The organism is Clostridium isatidis (assembly GCF_002285495.1).
GTDB classification, from domain to species: Bacteria; Bacillota; Clostridia; order Clostridiales; family Clostridiaceae; genus Clostridium; species Clostridium isatidis.
Genome location: NZ_CP016786.1, coordinates 1,594,605 through 1,615,779, shown reverse-complemented (window position 1 = coordinate 1,615,779; position 21,175 = coordinate 1,594,605). Strand labels below are relative to the sequence as shown.

18 protein-coding genes are annotated in these 21,175 nt (G+C 28.8%); 15 read left to right on the top strand and 3 right to left on the bottom strand.

Going from position 1 to position 21,175, the window contains the following annotated elements:
* Positions 1–18 precede the first annotated feature (18 nt).
* From BEN51_RS07660 to uraA, 7 genes are all read left to right on the top strand, one after another.
* Positions 19–1,161: a trans-sulfuration enzyme family protein gene (locus BEN51_RS07660; RefSeq protein WP_119865486.1), complete on the top strand. Its 1,143-nt coding sequence runs from the start codon at positions 19–21 to the stop codon at positions 1,159–1,161.
* A gap of 1 nt (position 1,162) precedes the next feature.
* Positions 1,163–1,615: an S-ribosylhomocysteine lyase gene (locus BEN51_RS07655; protein WP_119865485.1), complete on the top strand. Its 453-nt coding sequence runs from the start codon at positions 1,163–1,165 to the stop codon at positions 1,613–1,615.
* A complete protein-coding gene (locus BEN51_RS07650) occupies positions 1,599–2,507 on the top strand; it encodes a PLP-dependent cysteine synthase family protein (protein WP_119865484.1) in 909 nt (302 codons plus the stop codon). The genes BEN51_RS07655 and BEN51_RS07650 overlap by 17 nt, the downstream gene beginning before the upstream one ends.
* Positions 2,508–2,632: 125 nt before the next feature.
* Positions 2,633–3,610: an alpha/beta hydrolase gene (locus BEN51_RS07645; RefSeq protein ID WP_119865483.1), complete on the top strand. Its 978-nt coding sequence runs from the start codon at positions 2,633–2,635 to the stop codon at positions 3,608–3,610.
* A gap of 296 nt (positions 3,611–3,906) precedes the next feature.
* A complete protein-coding gene (locus BEN51_RS07640) occupies positions 3,907–4,245 on the top strand; it encodes a cupin domain-containing protein (protein WP_119865482.1) in 339 nt (112 codons plus the stop codon).
* Between the two features lie 5 nt (positions 4,246–4,250).
* Entirely contained in the window at positions 4,251–4,586 is a 336-nt protein-coding gene (locus BEN51_RS07635; RefSeq protein ID WP_119865481.1) for a cupin domain-containing protein, read from the top strand.
* Between the two features lie 136 nt (positions 4,587–4,722).
* Complete coding sequence (gene uraA, locus BEN51_RS07630; RefSeq protein ID WP_119865480.1) at positions 4,723–6,015, top strand: uracil permease; 1,293 nt, start codon at positions 4,723–4,725, stop codon at positions 6,013–6,015.
* Positions 6,016–6,057: 42 nt separating this feature from the next.
* On the opposite strand, the gene BEN51_RS07625 is transcribed toward uraA, so the two are convergent.
* On the bottom strand, positions 6,058–7,248 hold the full coding sequence (locus tag BEN51_RS07625; protein ID WP_119865479.1) for a pyridoxal phosphate-dependent aminotransferase: 1,191 nt from the start codon (positions 7,246–7,248) through the stop codon (positions 6,058–6,060).
* Between the two features lie 583 nt (positions 7,249–7,831).
* On the opposite strand from BEN51_RS07625, the gene BEN51_RS07620 reads away from it, so the two are divergent.
* The 6 genes from BEN51_RS07620 (at position 7,832) to BEN51_RS07600 (ending at position 15,269) form a co-directional block, all read left to right on the top strand.
* Complete coding sequence (locus tag BEN51_RS07620; RefSeq protein WP_119865478.1) at positions 7,832–9,568, top strand: ABC transporter ATP-binding protein; 1,737 nt, start codon at positions 7,832–7,834, stop codon at positions 9,566–9,568.
* Position 9,569: 1 nt separating this feature from the next.
* Positions 9,570–11,351 carry an ABC transporter ATP-binding protein gene (locus tag BEN51_RS07615; RefSeq protein ID WP_119865477.1) on the top strand — a complete coding sequence of 594 codons (1,782 nt, stop codon included), beginning with the start codon at positions 9,570–9,572 and terminating at the stop codon, positions 11,349–11,351.
* Positions 11,352–11,561: 210 nt separating this feature from the next.
* Entirely contained in the window at positions 11,562–11,732 is a 171-nt protein-coding gene (locus BEN51_RS13820) for a hypothetical protein (protein WP_164704096.1), read from the top strand.
* A gap of 122 nt (positions 11,733–11,854) precedes the next feature.
* Entirely contained in the window at positions 11,855–12,634 is a 780-nt protein-coding gene (locus tag BEN51_RS07610) for an ABC transporter ATP-binding protein (RefSeq protein ID WP_119865476.1), read from the top strand.
* Positions 12,635–12,636: 2 nt separating this feature from the next.
* Complete coding sequence (locus tag BEN51_RS07605) at positions 12,637–14,268, top strand: ABC transporter permease (protein WP_119865475.1); 1,632 nt, start codon at positions 12,637–12,639, stop codon at positions 14,266–14,268.
* 98 nt (positions 14,269–14,366) lie between these two features.
* Positions 14,367–15,269: a formate/nitrite transporter family protein gene (locus BEN51_RS07600; RefSeq protein WP_119865474.1), complete on the top strand. Its 903-nt coding sequence runs from the start codon at positions 14,367–14,369 to the stop codon at positions 15,267–15,269.
* Between the two features lie 47 nt (positions 15,270–15,316).
* Here BEN51_RS07600 and BEN51_RS07595 read toward each other — a convergent pair whose 3' ends face one another.
* Positions 15,317–16,585: a DUF4317 domain-containing protein gene (locus tag BEN51_RS07595; RefSeq protein ID WP_119865473.1), complete on the bottom strand. Its 1,269-nt coding sequence runs from the start codon at positions 16,583–16,585 to the stop codon at positions 15,317–15,319.
* A gap of 170 nt (positions 16,586–16,755) precedes the next feature.
* On the opposite strand from BEN51_RS07595, the gene BEN51_RS07590 reads away from it, so the two are divergent.
* Both BEN51_RS07590 and BEN51_RS07585 read left to right on the top strand, forming a co-directional pair.
* Complete coding sequence (locus BEN51_RS07590) at positions 16,756–17,367, top strand: TraR/DksA C4-type zinc finger protein (protein ID WP_119865472.1); 612 nt, start codon at positions 16,756–16,758, stop codon at positions 17,365–17,367.
* Positions 17,368–17,438: 71 nt separating this feature from the next.
* Positions 17,439–18,404, top strand: a complete 966-nt coding sequence (locus BEN51_RS07585; protein WP_119865471.1) for a tRNA dihydrouridine synthase — start codon at positions 17,439–17,441, stop codon at positions 18,402–18,404.
* 131 nt (positions 18,405–18,535) lie between these two features.
* Here the strand turns inward: BEN51_RS07585 and BEN51_RS07580 are convergent, their stop codons facing one another.
* On the bottom strand, positions 18,536–21,076 hold the full coding sequence (locus BEN51_RS07580) for a YhgE/Pip domain-containing protein (protein ID WP_119865470.1): 2,541 nt from the start codon (positions 21,074–21,076) through the stop codon (positions 18,536–18,538).
* Positions 21,077–21,175: the final 99 nt, after the last annotated feature.

Below are 21,175 nucleotides of genomic sequence, written 5' to 3'. Positions count from 1 at the left end.
TAATAGGAGGATGAGGAGATGAAAATAGAATCATTATTAATTCATGGAGGAATAGATGGAGATGAAAGAACAGGTGCAGTAAATGTACCAATATATCAGACATCAACTTATAAGCAGCCCAAATTTGGAGTAAATAAGGGCTATGAGTATTCAAGAACAGGAAATCCAACCAGGGAAGCCTTAGAAAAATTAATTTCAGATCTTGAAGAAGGCTATAGAGGCTTTGCTTTTGCCTCTGGAATGGCAGCTACTACTGCAGTATTATCTCTTTTTAAGTCTGGAGATAAAATAATTATTTCAAATAATTTATATGGCGGAACTTTTAGAGTTATAGATAAGGTTTTTAAGAATTTTGAAATTAAATATAAAATAGTTAATACTTCTAATTTAGAAGAAGTAAGGAAAAATATTGACGAAAGGGTAAAAGCAATTTTCATAGAAAGTCCAACTAATCCTTTAATGGATGTAACTGATATAGCGGAAGTTTCTAAGATAGCTAAGGAATTTGGAATATTAACTATTGTTGATAATACTTTTATGACCCCGTATCTTCAAAAACCAATTAAACTTGGAGCTGATATTGTTATTCATAGTGCTACCAAATATATTGGAGGACATAGTGATACAGTATCTGGTTTAGTTGTTGTTAACAGTAAGGAGTTAGGAGAGAAAGTTCATTTTATTCAAAATTCAACAGGAGGGATATTATCACCTTTTGATTCCTTTATGCTTATAAAGGGAATAAAAACCCTTGCAGTTAGAATGGACAGACACAATGAAAATGCAAAGAAAATTGCAGAGTTTTTAAGAGATAGGGAAGAAATAGAAAAGGTATATTATCCAGGCTTTAAAGAACATCCAGGTTATGAGGTTCAATCAAGACAAGCTAAGGGCTATGGTGGAATGATATCCTTTGTTTTAAAGGAAGGATATGATTATAAAAAATTCTTTGAAAGCCTTAAAATAATCACCTTTGCAGAAAGCTTAGGAGGAGTTGAATCCTTAGTCTGCCATCCAGCTTCAATGACCCATGCAGCAATACCAAAGGAAATTAGAGAAACAATAGGAATAGTTGATAATTTAATAAGGCTATCTGCTGGAATTGAAAATTCTGATGATTTAATAGAAGATATAGAAAATGCATTAAAGGAGAGTAAATAAAATGGTTAAGGTAGAAAGTTTTGAATTAGATCATAGAAAGGTAAAGGCACCTTATGTAAGAAAATGTGGAACACAAAAAGGAAGATTAGGAGATATTATATCAAAGTTTGATTTAAGGTTTGTTCAGCCAAATAAAGGAGCAATGGAGATAAGTGGAGTTCATACACTAGAACATTTATTAGCTGGTTTTATGAGGGAAAAGTTAGAAGATATTATTGATATTTCACCAATGGGATGCAGAACAGGATTTTACATGACAGTTTGGGAAGATGTAGAGGCTGAAAAAGTAATAGAAGCTCTTAATTATGCTCTAAAGAAGATACTAGAAGTGGAAGAAATTCCAGCAGCTAATGAAATTCAATGTGGAAATTATAAAGACCACTCCTTAAAACTTGCAAAGGAATATGCAGCAAAAGGATTGGAGGAAGGCTTTAGCAGTGAAGTATTTAGATAATATACAAGAGTTAATAGGAAAAACTTCCATAATTAAACTTAATAATTTAAATATTAAGGAAGGAGTTAATATATTTGCCAAGCTTGAGTGTAATAATCCTGGAGGAAGTGTTAAAGACAGAATAGGCACTTATATGATAAAAAAGGCAGAAGAAGATGGGAGCTTAAAAGCAGGATATACAATAATTGAAGCAACAGCAGGGAATACTGGACTTGGGATAGCAATGGCTGCCTTAAATAAAGGTTATAATATAATATTTGTGGTTCCAGAGAAGTTTTCAATAGAAAAGCAAACTTTAATGAGAGCTTTGGGAGCTAAGATAATAAATACTCCGAGGGAAGATGGAATGCTTGGAGCTGTAAAAAAAGCAGAGGAACTCCTTGAAGTAACAGAAAACTCAATTAGTCTAAGGCAATTTGAAAACATGGCAAATCCTCTTGCCCATTATGAAACAACAGGTCCAGAAATATATGAGGATTTAGAAGGAAAAATTGACTATTTTGTTGCTGGAGCTGGAAGTGGAGGAACTTTTACAGGTGTTGCAAAATATTTAAAGGAAAGAAATAAAAATATAAAAGCAATTCTTCTAGATCCTGTAGGCTCTACTATGGGGGGAGGAATTGAAGGCTGCTATGATATTGAAGGTATAGGAAATAACTTTATTCCAAATACAATGGATATGAGTTTGGTAGATGAAGTAATAAAGGTAACAGATAAGGAAGCCTTTGATATGGTTAAGTTAGCTGCCAGCAGAGAAGGGCTTATTGTAGGAAGTTCCTCAGGAGCAGCACTAGCAGCTTCTCTAAAGCTTGCAGAAAAAATAGATAAAGGAAATATAGTTACTATATTTCCTGACAGGGGAGATAGATATTTTAGTAAAAATATTTATTAATATAGATAAAAAAGCACTATTATTTAGTGCTTTTTTATTTTATATTTCATAAAATACAATGTTAATGGAAAATAGAGGATTTTGCTTACATAGCTAGTAATATAATATTAAAGGGGGGAGAGAAAATGAAAAATAAAAAGAGCTTTATAAAAAGACTATTTTTAATTTTTCTATTAATTATTTTATTAGCAGCATTGGGGATATCATACTTTATAGGACATCAAGTATTTTTAGGCAGTACACAATTAGTAAGCAATGAAAGTACAGCAACAGTACAAATCAGCTACTGGGAAGAAAATAATTTTGATTTAGAACTATTTAAGAAAAGCTATGAAATTGAGAAAGTAGAATTAGAATCTTCTTTAGATGGACATATTATTCCTGCAGATTATATTTATGCTAAAGATAATAAAGAAAAAGATAGAAGCAGAGATATAGTAATCCTAGTTCATGGGTTAGGGGGAAATAGATTAACTACTTATCCTTTTGCAGAATTTTTCTTAGATGAAGGATATAATGTAATTGCCTATGATCAAAGAAGCTCAGGAGAAAATACTGCAAAATACACTACCTTTGGGTATTTAGAAAGTCAGGATTTAAGAGATTATATTAAATATGTTAGGAATGAAAATAAAAACAATAAAATAATCCTTTGGGGGATGTCCTTTGGAGGGGCAACAGTTGGTATAGCCTTAGGAGATGAAGAAATAAATGAACTTGTTGACCTTGCCATATTAGATTGTCCAATTAGTAATATGAGATATATGCTAGAAACTGAAATGGAAGAAATGAATACAGGAATTCCACTAGGCTATCTATTATTTACAGGAAATATTGTTAATCAACTAAAGCTAGGCTTTAGTTATGATGATGCTGATGTTACTAAATATACATCTAAAACTGAAGTACCTGTTTTGATATTTAATAGTAAAAATGACCTTGTTACACCTTATTTTATGGGAGAAGATATTTATAATTCTATTTCCCATGATAATAAGAAGTTAGTAACAGTTCCTGATAGTGAACATGCTGAAATATGGATAGATTATAATGATAAATATAAAAATGAAATTTTGGATTTTATTAATACTAATATTCGTTAAAAAGAATATTATGTGAGGAAACTAATTTAATTAGATAGTTTATTGACTAAAAAGGTACTGTATAATATTCAGTACCTTTTTATAGTTTTTATATCTAACATCTAGTAATTATAGGAGGAATTAAATAATTCTTATAGGAAAAACTAATTTTGTGATTTGAATCAATGTAAATTTATTATAATATATGTATAATTTATTATGATAAAGCTGTTAGAAAGCTGAAACACTAGTTAAAAATATATTTATAAAAATAAAAACAAATATTTTAAAATAAAAAAGATAAGGAGAAGATAGGAATGGAAGAATTAATTAAAAATATAGAAAAGGCAAAGGCAATAGATTTTGACAGTTTAGTAAGCTGTAGAGAAGGGCAGATTGAAACTCTTACAATGGCACAAAAGAAGGGTGTAGGGCTTACAGCTTTAGCCTTTGGAAAGGGTGAAGGGGTAGGTCCTCATGCTGCTAAAGGAGATGCTATGATTTATATCCATAAAGGAGTAGCAACAGTAAAAATTGGTGATGAAGTAATGGAAGCTCATGAAGGTCAAGTAGTAGTTATGCCAGCAAATATTCAGCACCAAGTAACAGCAAAAGAAGATATGAAAATGCTTTTAATAGTAGTGAAAGAGAGTTGATAATTATGAAATATTTAAGAAATATTAGACCTTTTGAAGCTATAAAAATGAATGATATGGTTAGTCATTCAGGGAGTAAAATAGCTAGTAAGGCCTTAGTAGATAATGATAGACATGAATTAAGATTTTTTTCCTTTGCTAAAGGGGAAAGTATTGATAAGGAATATTATGAAATGGAATCAATATTTATAATTATAGAGGGAGAAATAAAAGTTCTTTATAATGAAGATAGTGAAGCACTAGTAAAAGAAGGAGAAATATTTGCTCTTGAAGCGGATATTCAATATGGATTAGAGGCATTAACAGATGTAAAATTATTGAATATATTAATAAAAGATTAAAATAATAAGGGGGTCACTTAATAATAAAGTGATCCTTTTGCTTTTATTAAGAAATAATTGAATTCTTATAAGCTCTTTGCTATTATGGTTATTGTGTAAATTTTAAGGCTACTATTAAGATTAAGGAGAGTTTAAAATGCAAGAAAAAGAAAATTTAGAGAAAAAAGAGTTAACAATTGATGTTAATGAAAAATTACCATTAGGAAAAGCAATACCCCTAAGTATTCAGCATTTATTTGCCATGTTTGGGGCATCAGTATTAGTTCCAATTTTATTTAATATTGATCCTGCTATAGTTTTAGTCTTTAATGGAATTGGTACTTTATTATATGCTTTTATTACTAAAAGAAAGATACCTGCATTTTTAGGTTCAAGTTTTGCATATCTTGCGCCTGTATTTTTACTTACGAGTCAAGGATATAATTTTCAAACAATTCAAAGTGGATTTGTAGTGTCAGGGGCTCTATTTGCACTAGTTGCTATTATTGTAAAATATACTGGAATAGGTTGGATTAATAAATTATTCCCACCAGCATCAATGGGAGCAATAATCGCGATAATAGGCTTGGAACTTGCTAGTTCAGCAGCAGATATGTCAGGTTTTCCGGTAGGCGGAAGTAATTCACCAACATTAAACAGTACTTGGGTAATTGTATCAATGGTAACATTAATAACAGTAATATTAAGTAATGTATTATTAAGAGGATTTTTAAAGGTAATTCCAATACTTATAGGAATTATTGTTGGCTACATAACAGCATTATCTATGGGACTTATAGATTTATCAATCATAAATAATGCTCCTTTTCTTTCATTACCAAACATAAAATTAGCTCATTTTGATGCTAGAGCAATTCTTACTATATTGCCAGCTACCTTTGTTGTTGTTGTAGAACATGTTGGTCATTTAAGAGTAACTAGCAGCTTATTAGGAAAAGATCTTGCTAAAGATCCAGGTCTTAATAGATCCTTACTTGGAGATGGATTATCAACTATGATTTCAGGCTTTTTTGGTTCAGTACCAACAACTACCTATGGTGAAAATATAGGAGTTATGGCTTTAACAAAAGTATATAGTGTATATGTAGTTTGTTTGGCTGGTATCTTTTCAATTATATTAGGCTTTTCAGGAAAATTATCGGCTTTAATAAATACTATACCTACTCCAGTAATTGGAGGAATAAGTTTCTTATTATTTGGTACAATAGCAACTTCAGGATTAAGAGTATTTATTGAAGAACAAGTTGATTTTTCAAAATCTAGAAACTTAATTCTTACATCAGTAATTTTTATAGTAGGCTTAAGTGGAATAAAGATAACCTTAGGTGCTATAGAATTTAAGGGGATGGGGCTTGCAACTATAGTAGCAATGATATTAGGCATAGCCTTTATAATTTTTGATAAATTAGGAATAATGAATGAAGAATAGATAAAGAAGTAAGGGAACTGATTAATACAGTTCCCTTAAATTTTAATTATTTCTAATTTCATCAATCAACTTCTTAAATTCCGGCAGTGCCTTTTCGATTCTATCATAGGATACACAATAAGCTATTCTAACATATCCTGGACAAGCAAATGAAGTCCCAGGAACTATTAAAATATTATGTTTTTTAGCTAGATTACAAAATTCAATATCATCTTCTATAGGTGATTTAACAAAAAGGTAGAAGGCGCCTTCCGGTTTTACACACTCATATCCATATTCAACTAAACTATTATATAGTAAATTTCTGTTTTTCTCATATATTGAAACATCTACTTCTGCATCTAAGCATTTTGCTATAACTCTTTGGAATAAAGATGGTGCATTAACAAAACCAAGAATTCTTGTTGCAACATTAGCAGCTGAGATAATTAAGTCTGAATCTGTTGCTTCATCTGGAATTACAAGGTAGCCTATTCTTTCACCAGGAAGAGATAAGGATTTGCTATAGGAATATCCTATAATAGTGTTATCATAATATTTTGTCAAATAAGGAACTTCAATATTATCATAAACAAGCTCCCTGTAAGGTTCATCAGAAATTAGATATATTTCTGTTCCAAATTCCTTTTGTTTCTTTTTTAGTATGTCTGCTAATTTAATTATTGTTTCTTCTGAATAGACAACTCCTGTAGGATTATTAGGTGAATTAACAATAACAGCTTTTGTTTTCTTAGTAATTTTTTCTTCAAACTCTGCTAAATTAGGTTGAAAGTCTACTGTGTTAGGAGATACTATTACAAGCTTGCTATCATAATTAGCAACATACATTCTATATTCTCCAAAGTATGGAGCAAATACAATTACTTCATCTTCAGGATTTAATAAACTTTTAAATATAACATTAAGACCTCCTGCTGCACCTACAGTCATAATAATATTTTTTTCAGTAAATTTAGTTCCAAATTTATTGTTAATAGAATTTGCGATGATAGTCCTCACATCATCATAGCCTGAGTTATTCATATATCCATGAACCATATTAAGATCTTCATTATTTAATATATCAATAATTGCTTCTTTTACTTCTGCTGGGGCTTCCACACTTGGATTTCCCAAACTAAAATCATACACATTTTCTGGCCCATAAATTTTTGCTAGTCTTTTTCCTTCTTCAAACATTGCTCTGATTGCTGAACTACTTTTTACGTATTCTTTCATTTTTTCTGAAATCATTTTATGTTCCCCCTAATTATCATGATTTTTTAGATTAATTACTCATATCCTTAATTAACAAGTTTATACTAATTTTAGTATAATATAATATTAATTTAAGGAGAAGTATGAATGGAAAGAAAAATTAGAAAGTATCATAAACTAATTAAAAATAAAAAAAAATATTGACAAATATATTACTTAGGAATATACTGGTAAAAGACAAATTTAAAAAATTAATTTAAAAGGAGGTAGGAAAAATGAAAAACTTAACAATGAATTTTGTATCATTAATTCAAAATAAGAAAATTGAATATAAGAATTTTATTAATAATCCTACCTCGGTGCGTAAATTTTAGCTTTAAAAATTTATGTACAATTGCTTTATTAAATTACTTTTTTATATGAGTGTATAAATTTATATGAAAGATAGTAAGGCCAGGGTTATTAATAAACTATGGCCTTTTTGTTATTTAATTTTAATTAAACAACTTTTAAAGGCTATGGTAATCCATGGTCTTTTTATTTTTCAAGAAAGGATGATGGGGATGTTTGAGAAATAATAGAGAAAATAAAAATTTAAATAATAGAAGGGGGAAATTTTATGACAAGAATACTTAAATATGTTTCAAGATATAAAAGTTTTTTAATACTTGGAACTATTTCTATGCTTGTAGTAATTGGTGTTGATTTATTTATGCCTTATCTACAGCAAATATTTATAGATGATGGTATTATTAATGGTAATAAAGATATAATAAAAATTGCTTTAATAGGTATTTTAATTATTACAATAATAAAAGCAATTCTTGGATATGGAAAAGAATTTCTTTATGATCTTTTAAGTGTTAAAGTTCATGAAGATATTAAAAATGATCTTTTTAATCATATTCAAAAATTAGAGTTTAAGTATTTTGATAATATGAATACTGGTGAACTTATGTCTAGAATAGGAGAAGATGTAGAAAATATATGGCAGACAATAGCCTTTGGTCTTAGATTATTTATAGAAAATGCTATATACTTTGTAGTTTCTACAATAATTCTTTTTGCCTTAAATTTCAAATTAGCTTTATCATGTTTTCTTATAATGATACCAATTGGTTTTATAGGTATAAAGCTAGAAAAAGACTTTGGAAAATCCTATGAAGAAATAAGTGATCAAACTGCAAAAATTAATACTACAGCTCAAGAAAATATTGCGGGAGTAAGGCTGGTAAAGGCATTTTCAAGGGAAAAGTATGAAATAAATAAGTTTTTAAAGATGAATAAGACTTACTATGATTTAAATATGAAGCAGGGAAAAATAATTGGAGATTATTTTCCACCTATAGAATTTCTAACAAATATATCATTAGTTATCATGATAGTTCTTGGAGGTTTCCTTGTTATGAAAGAAGAAGTAACTATTGGAGTTTTAGTGGCTTTCAGTGGTTACATATGGAACCTAATATGGCCAATGAGAATGTTAGGGGAATTAATAGATATACTTTCAAGAAATAATGCTTCAGCAAAAAAAATATTTGAAATTATGGATAGGGAGCCTGAAATTAAAAGTAAAAGAGAAGCCTATAAAAATGAGGCAATAAAAGGTAATATCAGCTTTAATAATGTTACTTTTAAATATAATGATGAGCTTGTTTTAAAAAATATTAACCTAGAAATAAAAGCAGGAAGCACAGTTGCAATAATGGGAACTACAGGCTCAGGAAAATCTACATTGGTTAATTTAATAGGAAGATATTATGATTTATCTGAAGGAAGTATAAAAATTGATGATATAGATATTAAGGATTATGATTTAGACTTTTTAAGAAAAAATATGTCCATAGTTCCTCAAGATACCTTTTTATTCTCTGATACTATTATGAATAATATTAAATTTAGTAATGAAAGTGCAGAGGAAGAAGAAGTACGTAAAGCTGCTGACTTAGCTTGTGCCTTAGAGTTTATAGAGAAGTTTGAAGATGGCTTTGATACAGAAGTAGGAGAAAGAGGTATAGGATTATCAGGAGGTCAGAAGCAAAGAATTTCAATTACAAGAGCTTTAGTTAGAAGGGCAAAAATATTAATTTTAGATGATGCTACATCTGCTTTAGATATGGAGACAGAGCATAGATTATTAAAGAATTTATCAGAAAGAGAAGATAATAGTACAACCTTTATTATTGCCCATAGAATTTCAGCTGTGAAAAATGCAGATATGATTATATATTTAGAAAATGGAGAAATAAAGGAAAAGGGAACTCATGAAGAATTATTAAATCTTAAGGGTAAATACTATGATATATATTGTAGTCAGTTTAAAGATTTTAATCTTCTAGAAAAGGAGGTAATATAACTTGGAGAGTAATTTAATAAATAAAGACGAAGAAGTAATTAGAAGAAGTAAAACTGAAATAGTCCTAAAGTTATTAGAGTACCTTAAACCCTATAAGTTAAAATCCTTTATAGTAATTTTATTAATGATTATTGTTATGATATGTGGGATAATAAATCCTTTATTATTAGAAATAGCAATAGATAATTATGTGGTTAATAAAAATGTAGAAGGTTTAATGATAATAGGAGCAGCTTTAGTAATTATAAACTTAATTGCATGGATTTTATCAAAGATAAGATGGACTATGATAACTTCAGTAACTAACAATATTTTAGTAAATATAAGACATCAATTATATAGTCATATTCAAACCTTATCCTTTGATTTCTTTGACAGCAGGCCGGTAGGGAAAATACTTGCAAGGGTAGTTGGAGATGTTAATGCTTTAAAGAATTTATTTTCTCAAAGTATTCAATCCTTTATTCCCCAGTTATTAAATCTTGTATGTGTAGCTGTTATAATGTTTATTCTTAATTTTAAACTAGCATTGGCCTGCACTATATTATTGCCTATATTAGGGATTGCTATGTTTTATATTGAAATTCATTCAAGAAGAAGATGGGAAGTTTATAGAAATAAAAGATCTAACTTAAATGGTTTTACTCATGAAGACTTTTCAGGAATAAAAGTTGTACAAGGCTTTGCAAGAGAAAAGGAGACAGAGAAAAATTTTAAGGCAATGGTTAAGGAATTAGGTGATGCCTTTATCAAGGCAGTAAAGTTAAATGACTTCTTTTGGCCTCTTGTTGAGTTATCCTGGGGTGCTGGAACTTTAGTAGTTTTCTTTGTAGGTTATAAGCTAATAACGAATAATGAAATAAAAATTGGTACCCTAATAGCCTTTTTAATGTATGTAGGAATGTTCTGGAGACCTATAATGAATCTTTCTAATTTCTATAATACTTTAATTACAAATTTTTCAGCAGCAGATAGAATATTTGATATTTTAGATGTAAAACCAGTTATTAAAAATTCAAAGAACGCAAAGAACATTGGAAAAATTCATGGAACTGTAGAATTTAAAAATGTAAGTTTTTCTTATGATGATAATACTGAAGTTCTTAAAAATGTAAGTTTTAAGGTTAATAAGGGGGAAAGAATAGCCTTAGTTGGACCAACAGGGGCTGGTAAGAGTACTATTATTTCTTTATTAAGCAGATTTTATGATCCAACTTCAGGAGAAATTCTTATAGATGGGAAAAATATTAAGTATGTTGATTTAGAATCATTAAGAAGCCAAATGGGAATAATGCTTCAAGATACCTTTTTATTTTCTACTACAATTATGGAAAATATAAGATATGGAAGATTAGATGCCAGTGATGAAGAAGTTATAGCTGCAGCGAAAGCAGTTAATGCCCATGACTTTATTATGAAGTTAGAAAAAGGATATCATACTGAAGTAAATGAAAGAGGATCCAGATTATCCTTAGGACAAAGGCAGTTAGTATCCTTTGCAAGGGCATTACTTGCAAATCCAAGAATTTTAATATTAGATGAAGCTACATCTAATATAGATACTGAAACAGAAAAATTAGTTCAAAGTGGTATAGAAAAACTCCTTTATTCAAGAACTTCCTTTGTTGTAGCCCATAGATTATCAACAATTAGAGATTGTGATAAGATTATGGTTATAGATAATGGTAGAATAGCAGAATTAGGAAATCATGATGAGCTAATAAGGAAAAAAGGAATTTATTATGATCTATATATGACCCAATATAAGTTTTTAAATGAATAAGATTTACTTTATAAATAAAAAAATCCACTATTATAGTGGATTTTTTTATTTATGGTAAAATTAAGAAAAAACACGAGTGATTTGATCCATTAGTTGTATTACTATATGAAGGATGATGAATAATGAGAAAAAATATTGATGAAATATATGAGAAGTATTTTAATAGAGTGTATTTTTATGTAAAGAGCATTATTGGAAATACTGGAAATAATGAATATATATGGAAAAATAAAATGTAATATTAATAGTATTGTGGAATTTGGAGAAGGAAATTACTATTATGAATTTGAAAATTTAAATTATGATAAATTAGTTTTTGAAGTATTAAGAATTAAAAGTAATAAAGTTGATGGGTTTAATGTTAGATTAATGAAGAAATAAAATTAATTAAAAAACTGTACAGTTTATCTCTGTACAGTTTTTATTTTAGTATTTTTCTATTAATATGTGGCTAAATATGGTAAAATGATATTAAATTAACAAAGTGGGGATAGGGGGATTATATGGAGAATAAAGTATTAGAAATAAGAGCTTTGAGAAAAAGCTTTGGTGAAAAGGAAGTACTTAAGGGAATAGATCTAGAAGTAAATAAGGGAGAAATTATAGGCTATATTGGACCAAATGGGGCAGGAAAAAGTACAACCGTTAAAATTATATTGGGGTTAATCGATTATAGTGATGGGGATGTACTTATATTTGGGAAAAATATAAAGGATGGTAATGGAGAATATAAAAGGCGTATAGGATATGTTCCAGAAATAGCAGATCTTTATGAAAGCTTGACAGCTAAGGAATATTTAACCTTTGTTGGAGAGTTATATGGATTAAGTGAAGAAGCAAGTTATAAAAAGGCAGAAGCTTTAATGGATTTACTAGGTATTGGTGACTGCATGCATACAAGATTATCAGCCTGTTCTAAAGGAATGAAGCAGAAAATTGTTTTGATTTCTAGTCTATTACATAATCCAGATATTTTATTTTTAGACGAGCCTTTAAGCGGATTAGATGCAAATAGTGTAATGATAGTTAAGGAATTATTAGCTTCTCTTGCAGCAGAAGGAAAGACAATTTTCTATTCATCTCATATTATGGAGGTTGTTGAAAAAATAAGTCATAAGATTGTTTTAATTAATAATGGAACTATAGTAGCTAATGGAAGTTTTAATGAGTTAAAAGAAACCTGTAAGGAAGGTTCTCTTGAAGAGATATTTAATCAATTAACTGGTTTTGATAAGCATAAGGAAATTGCAGAAACTATGGTATCAATTATTAATGAGGTGTAATTATGAAGGAATTTAAGATATTAAAATTTCTAGATAAATATAAAGGCTTATATGAGAAATTTGGTGTTGATTATGAGAAGATGAGGTTAATACTGAAAATTAAACTAACAATGGATGAAAGACGAGTACCTACCATTATGCAGAATAATAATGTAAAAAAAGAAGAGAAGAACATTTTCTTTAAAAGCTTATTTTTTTATGCTTTTATGGGATTATTTATTGGAGTATTAACATTTTTTCCTATAAATAAGATGTATGTATATACTATGGTATTTGCAATGTTTATGTTTATAATTTTAACAGTATTTATTTCAGATTTCTCTTCAGTATTGTTAGATCTAAGAGATAAAAATTTAATTGCAACAAGGGGAGTAAGTGATAAAACTATAAATGCAGCAAAGATAACTCATATTTGTTATTATGTTATTTCAATTGCCTTATCTATAGGATGGCTTGCGATTATAGGTTCTTTTAAATCTGGTATTTTAACTGGTATTGTATTTTTGCTAGAACTAATAGTTATAAGCATTTTTATGATAGTAATTACTGCTTTATTATATTTTTTAGTTTTAAGATTTTTTAATGGTGAAATGGTAAAAGATATTATAAATTATGTACAGATAATCCTTTCAATATTTATGGCAGTAGGCTATCAGTTTGTTGGAAGAGTTTTTGAACTAGTAGATTTAAATATTGTTTACAAAGAAAAAATATGGCATTTATTTTTTCCACCAATATGGTTTTCAGCACTAATAAATTTAATTGAAGCTGGAAATTTATCAACACTTAGAACTTTACTAATAGCAAATGCTTGTCTAATACCAGCAATATCAATAATAATTTATATTAGGAAAAGCAGTAAATTTGAAGTATATTTAGCAAAACTAAATAACAATGATTCTAAGGAAAAAGAAAAGAAAAAGAGTATATTATTTAAATTAGGAAAGTTATTTTGCAAAAGTAACAGTGAGTTGGCTTGTTATTCATTAACAAGTTCCATAATGAAGAGAGAAAGGGAATTTAAATTAAAAGTTTATCCAAGTTTAGGATTTACAATTGTATTTCCCCTTCTTTTTATGTTAATATTTTCACAAGGGGATATGAAGGAAATCAGGTTTTACGACTTTAATATTATTGCATATTTAAATATATATCTTTTTGCCTTAATGATACCAAGTATTATGATTATGCTACAGTATTCACAATTTTATAAGGCTGCTTGGATATATAAGTCAACCCCTTTAATAGATAAAGGAGATATATTTAAGGGATGCTATAAAGCTTTCTTATTTAATTTATTAATGCCTATATATTTAATTGAAAGTATTATATTTATTTTATTATTTAAAACTAAGGTAATAATTCATTTGCTTATAACTTTATTGTTTATAGCAGCATTAATTCCTATGACTCATAAAATAAATAAATTTACCGTACCTTTTTCACAGGAGTTTAATGTGGTAAATAGAAGTTCAAGTATATTAAATGTATTTTTAGGAATTTTTTTAGTTGGTGCTGGAGCAATTATTCATGGTATTTTTGCTATGAAAACAGTGCTAATTATAATGTATGGAATAGTTTTGATAGCTTTAAACTTCTTTGTGTGGAGAAGTTTAAAGGGTAATTTTAATTAATAAAGATTATTATTTTACTTAATAGTAAAAAGCTGCAATTATTTTGCAGTTTAATATACACTTATTATAAAAATATAAAATTACTAAGGAGAATTTGCATGAGTACAAAAAATTATTTAACACCATCAGAAATAACTGAAGCAACAATAGAAACAGCTATTAAAAAAACAAAAAATTCTAAGATAAATATGCTTATTCTTGGAATTTTAGCAGGAGCCTTTATAGCTTTTGCGGCAGAAGGTTCTAATATGGCTTCTTTTAATCTTATTGCTAAGGCCGAGACTTATGGTTTAGGCAAAGTTCTTGCAGGAGCAATTTTTGGAACTGGACTTATGCTGGTATTAATAGCAGGGGGAGAGCTTTTTACAGGAAATACATTGATTATTGCAGGAGTATTAGATAAGAAAGTCAGTCTAAAATCCATGTTAAAAAATTGGTTCTTTGTTTATCTTGGAAATTTTATTGGTTCTATTTTAATAGCATATATGATGAATAAGTCTGGGCTTTTTACTAGTGGAGATAATATGCTTGGAGCAGTGACAATTAAAATTGCAGCTTATAAAGTTGGATTAACATTTACTGAAGGCTTATTTTTAGGAATTATGTGCAACTGGCTTGTATGTTTGGCTGTATGGATGTCCTATGGAGCTAAAGATATGGCTGGAAAAATATTGGCTATATTCTTTCCTATATGGCTTTTTATAACTTCAGGCTTTGAGCATAGCATAGCTAATATGTATTATATTCCTGCAGGCATTATGGCTAAAGGAAATATAGCTTTAACAGAGGCTGCTTCCCTTTTAGGAGTAACAGCAGAAAAGCTAAATCATTTAAATTGGGGGACTTTTTTAACTGCCAATTTAATTCCTGTAACTTTAGGAAATATAATCGGGGGAGGCATTTTTGTAGGAGCAGTTTACTGGTATTTATATATTAAAAATGGCAAAAGATTAAAGGGAAAGCTTAAAATAAATAATGCTTCAGATAATATTGCTGCATAATATTAAAAATTAGATAAATAAAAAGAAGATTCCAAAGAATCTTCTTTTTATTTATCTATACTAATAACATTAGCTTGTTCATTTTCTTCTAATGGAACAATTAAGCATTTTTTTCCGTCAATTATTTCTGATTTTATTTGAGGAACTTTTTCAGCCTTTACTTGAAGGACTACATCATAGCCTTCAATAAGAGCATTATTATCTTCTAAGGCTTCTTTATTTTCTGCATCTAAGGCTATTTCTTGTTTTGCTTTTTCTAACTGGGCTTCTAGAAATTCTACTTTTTTCTTAAGTTCCTTTTCTTTTTTTATTTTTTCATTAAGTTGAAGAGCTTTGTCGTCAATTAATTCCTCTACAGTAGGGGGAGTATCTCCAAAGGCTTCAACAAAGGACTTTTCAATTTTTTCTGTAACTTCTTCTGGAACACCAGTATCAGCTAAAATTTCTTTAACAGTATCATTTGTTAGTGCAATAGGTTCTCTTTCTGTTCCCTTGATAAAATCAGTTTCTTCAACAATATTATTAAGATTTTCTTGAATTTCTAAAAATACTTCATCTGCCTTTTCTTCATCCTCAGCAATTGCCTTACTTACGATAGAATGGAAGGTTTCCTTTTTCTCAGCAGCAGTTTGCTTTGGATAACAGCCAAGAACCTCTTCCATAATTTCTGGATGAGAATCTTTAGCATTTTTAGTATAGTAGATTACAGAATGTATATCTGTGCTGCGATCAGTAAAGGCTGGGAAGATAAATCCAATATCAGGCGGACCTACTACCCAATCTCTATTACGAGCTCCAATTTTATGTTTATCTTCTAGATATCCAAGGGCTGGTTTTGATAGGGTTACTGGACATATAGCACATAATATATATTCATATACTTCTTCAGATTCATCTAATTTTCCATTATCGCTGGTTTTGGTAAGAACATCATAGGCATCATGAAAAAGAAGGATTAAAAAATTACCAGTATAATCATAACTATCTATAATTGATTGATAAAAATTTTCTAGAAGACCTTCATCTTTTAATTTACTTGCCTTTAAAATCATTAAAGATTTTTGCTTTCCACCCATTTCTTCTTCATTAATAGGAAAGTTAAGTTCTAGAAGGTTATTGCCAATTGTTCCTGATAAAGTCTTTTTTGCAATTTCTAAATATTTAAACAGTTCATCTTCTTCAAGGTTTAAAAAGCTTTCATTAAGGTATAATACGATATTTTTTTCACCATTAACATAACATCCAGTTAGTCTAGTGAAGCTGCAGTCATCTTTTTTAAAGCGTCTTTTTAATTCTAAAATATCTTTTTTATTCATATAAATCCCTCTCATCTACAGAGTTTTTGAAAAAATATACTACTTAATATAGTATAGTGTTCAAAAAATAAGTCTGCAAGTAAGTAAATTAAAAATATCTATTTTCTCTAACATAAAAAAATTATCTTTTGAAAGAATATAATTATATAAACTTTTAAGGGAGGATTTATATGGATAAGAATAAATTAAAATATTTTAAGAATAAACTTCTTATAGAAAAGAAAAAAGTTAGTGGAGTTATAGATCAATTAAATAAAAATGGAGTAACTCAATTTAATGCTGAAGTTGCTAGTGAATTATCCTTTTATGATAATCATCCTGCAGACATTGCAGATGAAGTTTATCAAGTTGGAGTGGGTAAGGCATTAGAAGCAAATGAAGAAGCGCTATTAGAAAAAATAGATAATGCTTTAAAGGCTATAAAAGAAGGTACTTATGGAAAGTGTAAAATCTGTGGGAAGGACATAGACATTGAAAGGTTAAAGGCTTTGCCTTATGCAGAAAATTGTATTGAATGTCAAGATACAATTAGTAAGGTAAAGAGCTATAATTCTCAAAAGAGGGTTATAGAGGAAAGTGTAATTGGTGAACCTTTTAGACATAGCTTTACTCATCATACTGATGATGCAGTTGGCTTTGATTTAGAAGATACATATCAAGCCTTACAAAGGCATAATAAAATAGATGATTATGAAGGCTACGATTATGAAGTAGATGATGAAGTTTATGTTGAAGAAGTAGAAAAAATAAGCAATCAGCAATATAAAAATCAATTAACATAATTTAATTATCTAGATAAGAAAAAAAGAGGATGCTATAATATTTCATATAATTTAAACAAAGGAGTAGTTAAATGAAATATTATTTAGCACCATTAGAAGGTCTTACTGTTTTTATATACAGAAATGCTTATAAAAAATATTTTGGAGATAATTTTGATAAATACTTTGCACCTTTTATTGTGCCTAACAATAGTAGCAGTCTTAAAACAAGAGAGTTAAGAGATATTTTGCCTGAAAATAATATAGGGATAAATCTTATTCCACAAATACTTACAAATGATGCAGAAGGCTTTATTACAACGGCTAGAAAACTTCAGAAGTTAGGATACAACGAAATTAACTTAAATTTAGGATGTCCTTCAGGCACAGTAGTATCTAAGGGGAGAGGCTCTGGATTTTTAGCTAAAAAAGAAGAGCTTGATAAGTTTTTAGAAGAAATATTTAAGATAGATGATATGAAAATTTCCATAAAAACTAGATTGGGGAAAGATAGGCCAGAGGAATTTTATGAATTAATAAAAATTTATAATAAATATCCTTTAGAAGAATTAATAATTCATCCTAGAACAAGACAGGACTTTTATGGAAATAAACCTAATCTAGATATTTTTAGGGAAGCTGTATCTTTAAGTAAAAATCCAGTTTGCTACAATGGAGATATTTTTACAATAGAGAATTATAAGGAATTTATACAAGCCTTTCCTAATGTGAATGCAGTCATGCTAGGAAGAGGAATAATAGCAAATCCAGCTCTAGTAAATGAAATTAAATATGATAAATCTATAGATAAGAAAGTTTTTAAGGAATTTCATGATGAAATTTTTCAAAAATATAGAGAGATATTTAATGAAGATAAAAATGCAATTTTTAGAATGAAAGAGTTTTGGGGATATATGATAAATATTTTTTCAGATAACAAAAAATATGCTAAAAAAATTAAGAAGGCTCAAAAGTTAGTTGATTATAATGAAGCTGTTGAAAGTTTATTTAGGGAACAGGAAATTATTAAAGGAGCAGGATTATTTACAAATAAATAATTAGTGAAAAATAGCTATTATGCTTTAGAGTTAAAACTCTTAGCATAATAGCTATTTTTATTAATAACTTTTAATGTTAACTATATATTTATTTTAAATATAATTTTTAACTTTTTAATATAAACTTACTTTTATACAGCTTCTTCTATTAATTGAGATAGGCTTGTTCTATCGCTTTTATTTTTCTTAATAACTACAATTATAGAAAGTATTGAGCAGACAAAACCTATTCCTAAAAGAACTAATGCTTGAGGAACTATTGATAATCCAGTTGCTAGTCCATTTCTAAAACCATCTACTGCATAGGTAAATGGCATATAGTTATGAATTGCATTAAAGAAACTGTCAGAAAGTTCTATTGGATAAGTTCCTGCAGAACCACTTAATTGTAGCACCATAAATATTAATAGAATAAAGCTTCCTATTTTACCTAAAAGTAAATTCATAAAGTAAACAATAGCCATAAATGATAAAGAAGCAACTATAGCGATTAAGTAAGTTCTTCCTAGATAAGCTGGTTCAAGGCCATTTATTAATCTAATTAAGCTGACCATAACTACAGCTTGAATAATTGCCATGGAAGCAAGCTTTAAGGCTTTCTTAGGCCAGAAAGTTTTTGGATTTTCTTTTCCATTCTTAAGATCTCTTTCAGTAGGGAAAAGAATACATAAAGCTAAGCAGCCTACCCATAAACCAACGCACATCATATATGCTGACATTGCACTACCATTATTAGCAATATAAGAATTAAAGGCTTCTACACCTTCAATAGGTGAAGCAAACATTTCTTTTGAGCTATCAGTAAGCTTAGTAGTTGATGCCTTTTCTGAACCTTCTTCTAGACCTTTACTTAAAGTTTCTGAACCTTCTTCTAATTTAGAAACTCCACTGCTTAATTCTTTAGAGCCGGCATAAAGCTTATATGCCCCTTCTGATATGGAATTAGAAGCAGAATTTATTTTGTTAATCCCTGAACTTAGTGAAAGATTATTATTAGATAAAGCAATTAATCCTTCTGATAAATCATTTGAACCTTCTGCAAGTTTATTAATTCCATCAGTTAAGGCTGGAACTGAATTATTTAAAGCAGTTGTTCCATTTGATAAGCTTTCAGCTCCATTAACAAGGCTTTCAGAATTTGAAGCTAAGTTATTTGTACCTTTGTATAAACTTGAAACTCCAGAAGTATAGCTTTGAATTCCATAAGTTAGCTTATCACTGCCATCCTTTAAGGCAGATATTCCATTATTTAAACTATCAGCTCCTGGTATTATTTGATTATTTAAGCTATATTGTACCTTTTCTAGGCCTGAATATAAATTAGTTATTGTTGAAGCAATAAGCTCTTTATTATTTGAAAGACTTTCAAATCCTGTCTTAGCAGAAGTCATTTGATTAGAAATTGAAGTTAGTTCATTTCCTAATCCAGCTAAAGGAGCTGATAAGTTATTAATAATCTTATTTTGTGTTTCGCTATCTAAATCCTTGAACCATTCTGAACTGCTGATTTCAGCTATTGTTTTTTGAAGTTCAGTAATGTAGGATGAAGAATTTTTTAGTGAAGTTCCAATATTGGTTAAATTTGATTCTAAAGCATTACCTGAGCTGTTAAAGCTATTTAAGGAGGAAGTTAATTTATTAATATTTTCGCTGTTTTCTTTGTTAACATCTTCTCCTATAGAAGCAGATAAAGCTCTTAGGCCAGTTACAAGATTATTACTTCCTTCTTTTAAACTTGTTAAGCCATTATTTAAACTATTAGCTCCTGCTAGTAAATCATTAGAATTAGAGTTAAGCTTAGAAACTCCATCCTTTACTGAATCAACACCTGAAGTGTATTTTTGCAAGCCTGCATATAGGCTGTTTGCTCCAATATTAAGGCTATTTACTCCTTCTGAAAGAGAGGAAGCTTTACTATTTAAAGTATTTATTCCTGACTTTAATGTTATAGAGCCATCTTTAATTTCATTTACTGCAGATAAATATTTGCTAATTCCCTTTTCATAGCTATTTATTCCATCGCTGAAGGTTAAACTACTGTCATATAAAAGCTTTAAATTTGAGCTTATAGTATTAGAACCGTCCTTTAGTGATTTTAAGCCATTATTTATTTGAGATGCACCATCAGCAGCATCTTTAAGCTGAAGGCCTATTTCTGAGAATTTATCAAATACAGTTTCTGCATAAACTTCAGTTACACTATTTTCTATAGAGTTTGTAATCTTTTGAATTGCAGATTCGCTCATTTTTGAAGCAATATAATTTTTGCCTGGATTTACCTTATATTGAAGTTCCATTTTTTGAGGATTATCCTCTAAAAGAGTTGTAGTATTATAAGAAAAATTCTCAGGAATTGTAATAACCATATAATAGGAACCATTATCTAAGCCTTCCTGAGCAGTTTCTTTATCTACAAAGTTAAAATTAAGGGCATTATTTTCTTTTAGGTTTTTAACTAGCTCCTCTCCAATAGATAATTCTTTACCATTATAATCGCAGGACTTGTCTAAATTTACTACAGCCACAGGCAATTTATCTAAGTTTCCATAAGGATCCCACATTGATCCTAAGAAAACAGTAGTATAAATTGAGGGAATTAGTATTATTCCTATTATTGCAAGTGCCTTAATAATTTTTAATATTTGTGATTTTTTTTCTTTTCCATCTTCCATGTTATCACCCCTTCTTTATTTAATAGTGTATTTAATAGTGCAGATGCTATAAGTTTTTGAACATAGTGTTGTTTTTTTTAGCAATAATAATTATAATTA

Excerpts from the sequence above, each read along its gene's own strand:
- BEN51_RS07610 (WP_119865476.1), top strand. The coding sequence starts at position 11,855 with ATGGAGAATAAAGTATTAGAAATAAGAGCTTTGAGAAAAAGCTTTGGT.
- uraA (WP_119865480.1), top strand. The coding sequence starts at position 4,723 with ATGCAAGAAAAAGAAAATTTAGAGAAAAAAGAGTTAACAATTGATGTT.
- BEN51_RS07580 (WP_119865470.1), bottom strand. The coding sequence starts at position 21,076 with ATGGAAGATGGAAAAGAAAAAAAATCACAAATATTAAAAATTATTAAG.
- BEN51_RS07660 (WP_119865486.1), top strand. The coding sequence starts at position 19 with ATGAAAATAGAATCATTATTAATTCATGGAGGAATAGATGGAGATGAA.
- BEN51_RS07635 (WP_119865481.1), top strand. The coding sequence starts at position 4,251 with ATGAAATATTTAAGAAATATTAGACCTTTTGAAGCTATAAAAATGAAT.
- BEN51_RS07625 (WP_119865479.1), bottom strand. The coding sequence starts at position 7,248 with ATGATTTCAGAAAAAATGAAAGAATACGTAAAAAGTAGTTCAGCAATC.
- BEN51_RS07600 (WP_119865474.1), top strand. The coding sequence starts at position 14,367 with ATGAGTACAAAAAATTATTTAACACCATCAGAAATAACTGAAGCAACA.
- BEN51_RS07595 (WP_119865473.1), bottom strand. The coding sequence starts at position 16,585 with ATGAATAAAAAAGATATTTTAGAATTAAAAAGACGCTTTAAAAAAGAT.
- BEN51_RS07640 (WP_119865482.1), top strand. The coding sequence starts at position 3,907 with ATGGAAGAATTAATTAAAAATATAGAAAAGGCAAAGGCAATAGATTTT.
- BEN51_RS07590 (WP_119865472.1), top strand. The coding sequence starts at position 16,756 with ATGGATAAGAATAAATTAAAATATTTTAAGAATAAACTTCTTATAGAA.
- BEN51_RS07620 (WP_119865478.1), top strand. The coding sequence starts at position 7,832 with ATGACAAGAATACTTAAATATGTTTCAAGATATAAAAGTTTTTTAATA.
- BEN51_RS07585 (WP_119865471.1), top strand. The coding sequence starts at position 17,439 with ATGAAATATTATTTAGCACCATTAGAAGGTCTTACTGTTTTTATATAC.
- BEN51_RS07645 (WP_119865483.1), top strand. The coding sequence starts at position 2,633 with ATGAAAAATAAAAAGAGCTTTATAAAAAGACTATTTTTAATTTTTCTA.
- BEN51_RS07655 (WP_119865485.1), top strand. The coding sequence starts at position 1,163 with ATGGTTAAGGTAGAAAGTTTTGAATTAGATCATAGAAAGGTAAAGGCA.
- BEN51_RS13820 (WP_164704096.1), top strand. The coding sequence starts at position 11,562 with ATGAATATATATGGAAAAATAAAATGTAATATTAATAGTATTGTGGAA.
- BEN51_RS07605 (WP_119865475.1), top strand. The coding sequence starts at position 12,637 with ATGAAGGAATTTAAGATATTAAAATTTCTAGATAAATATAAAGGCTTA.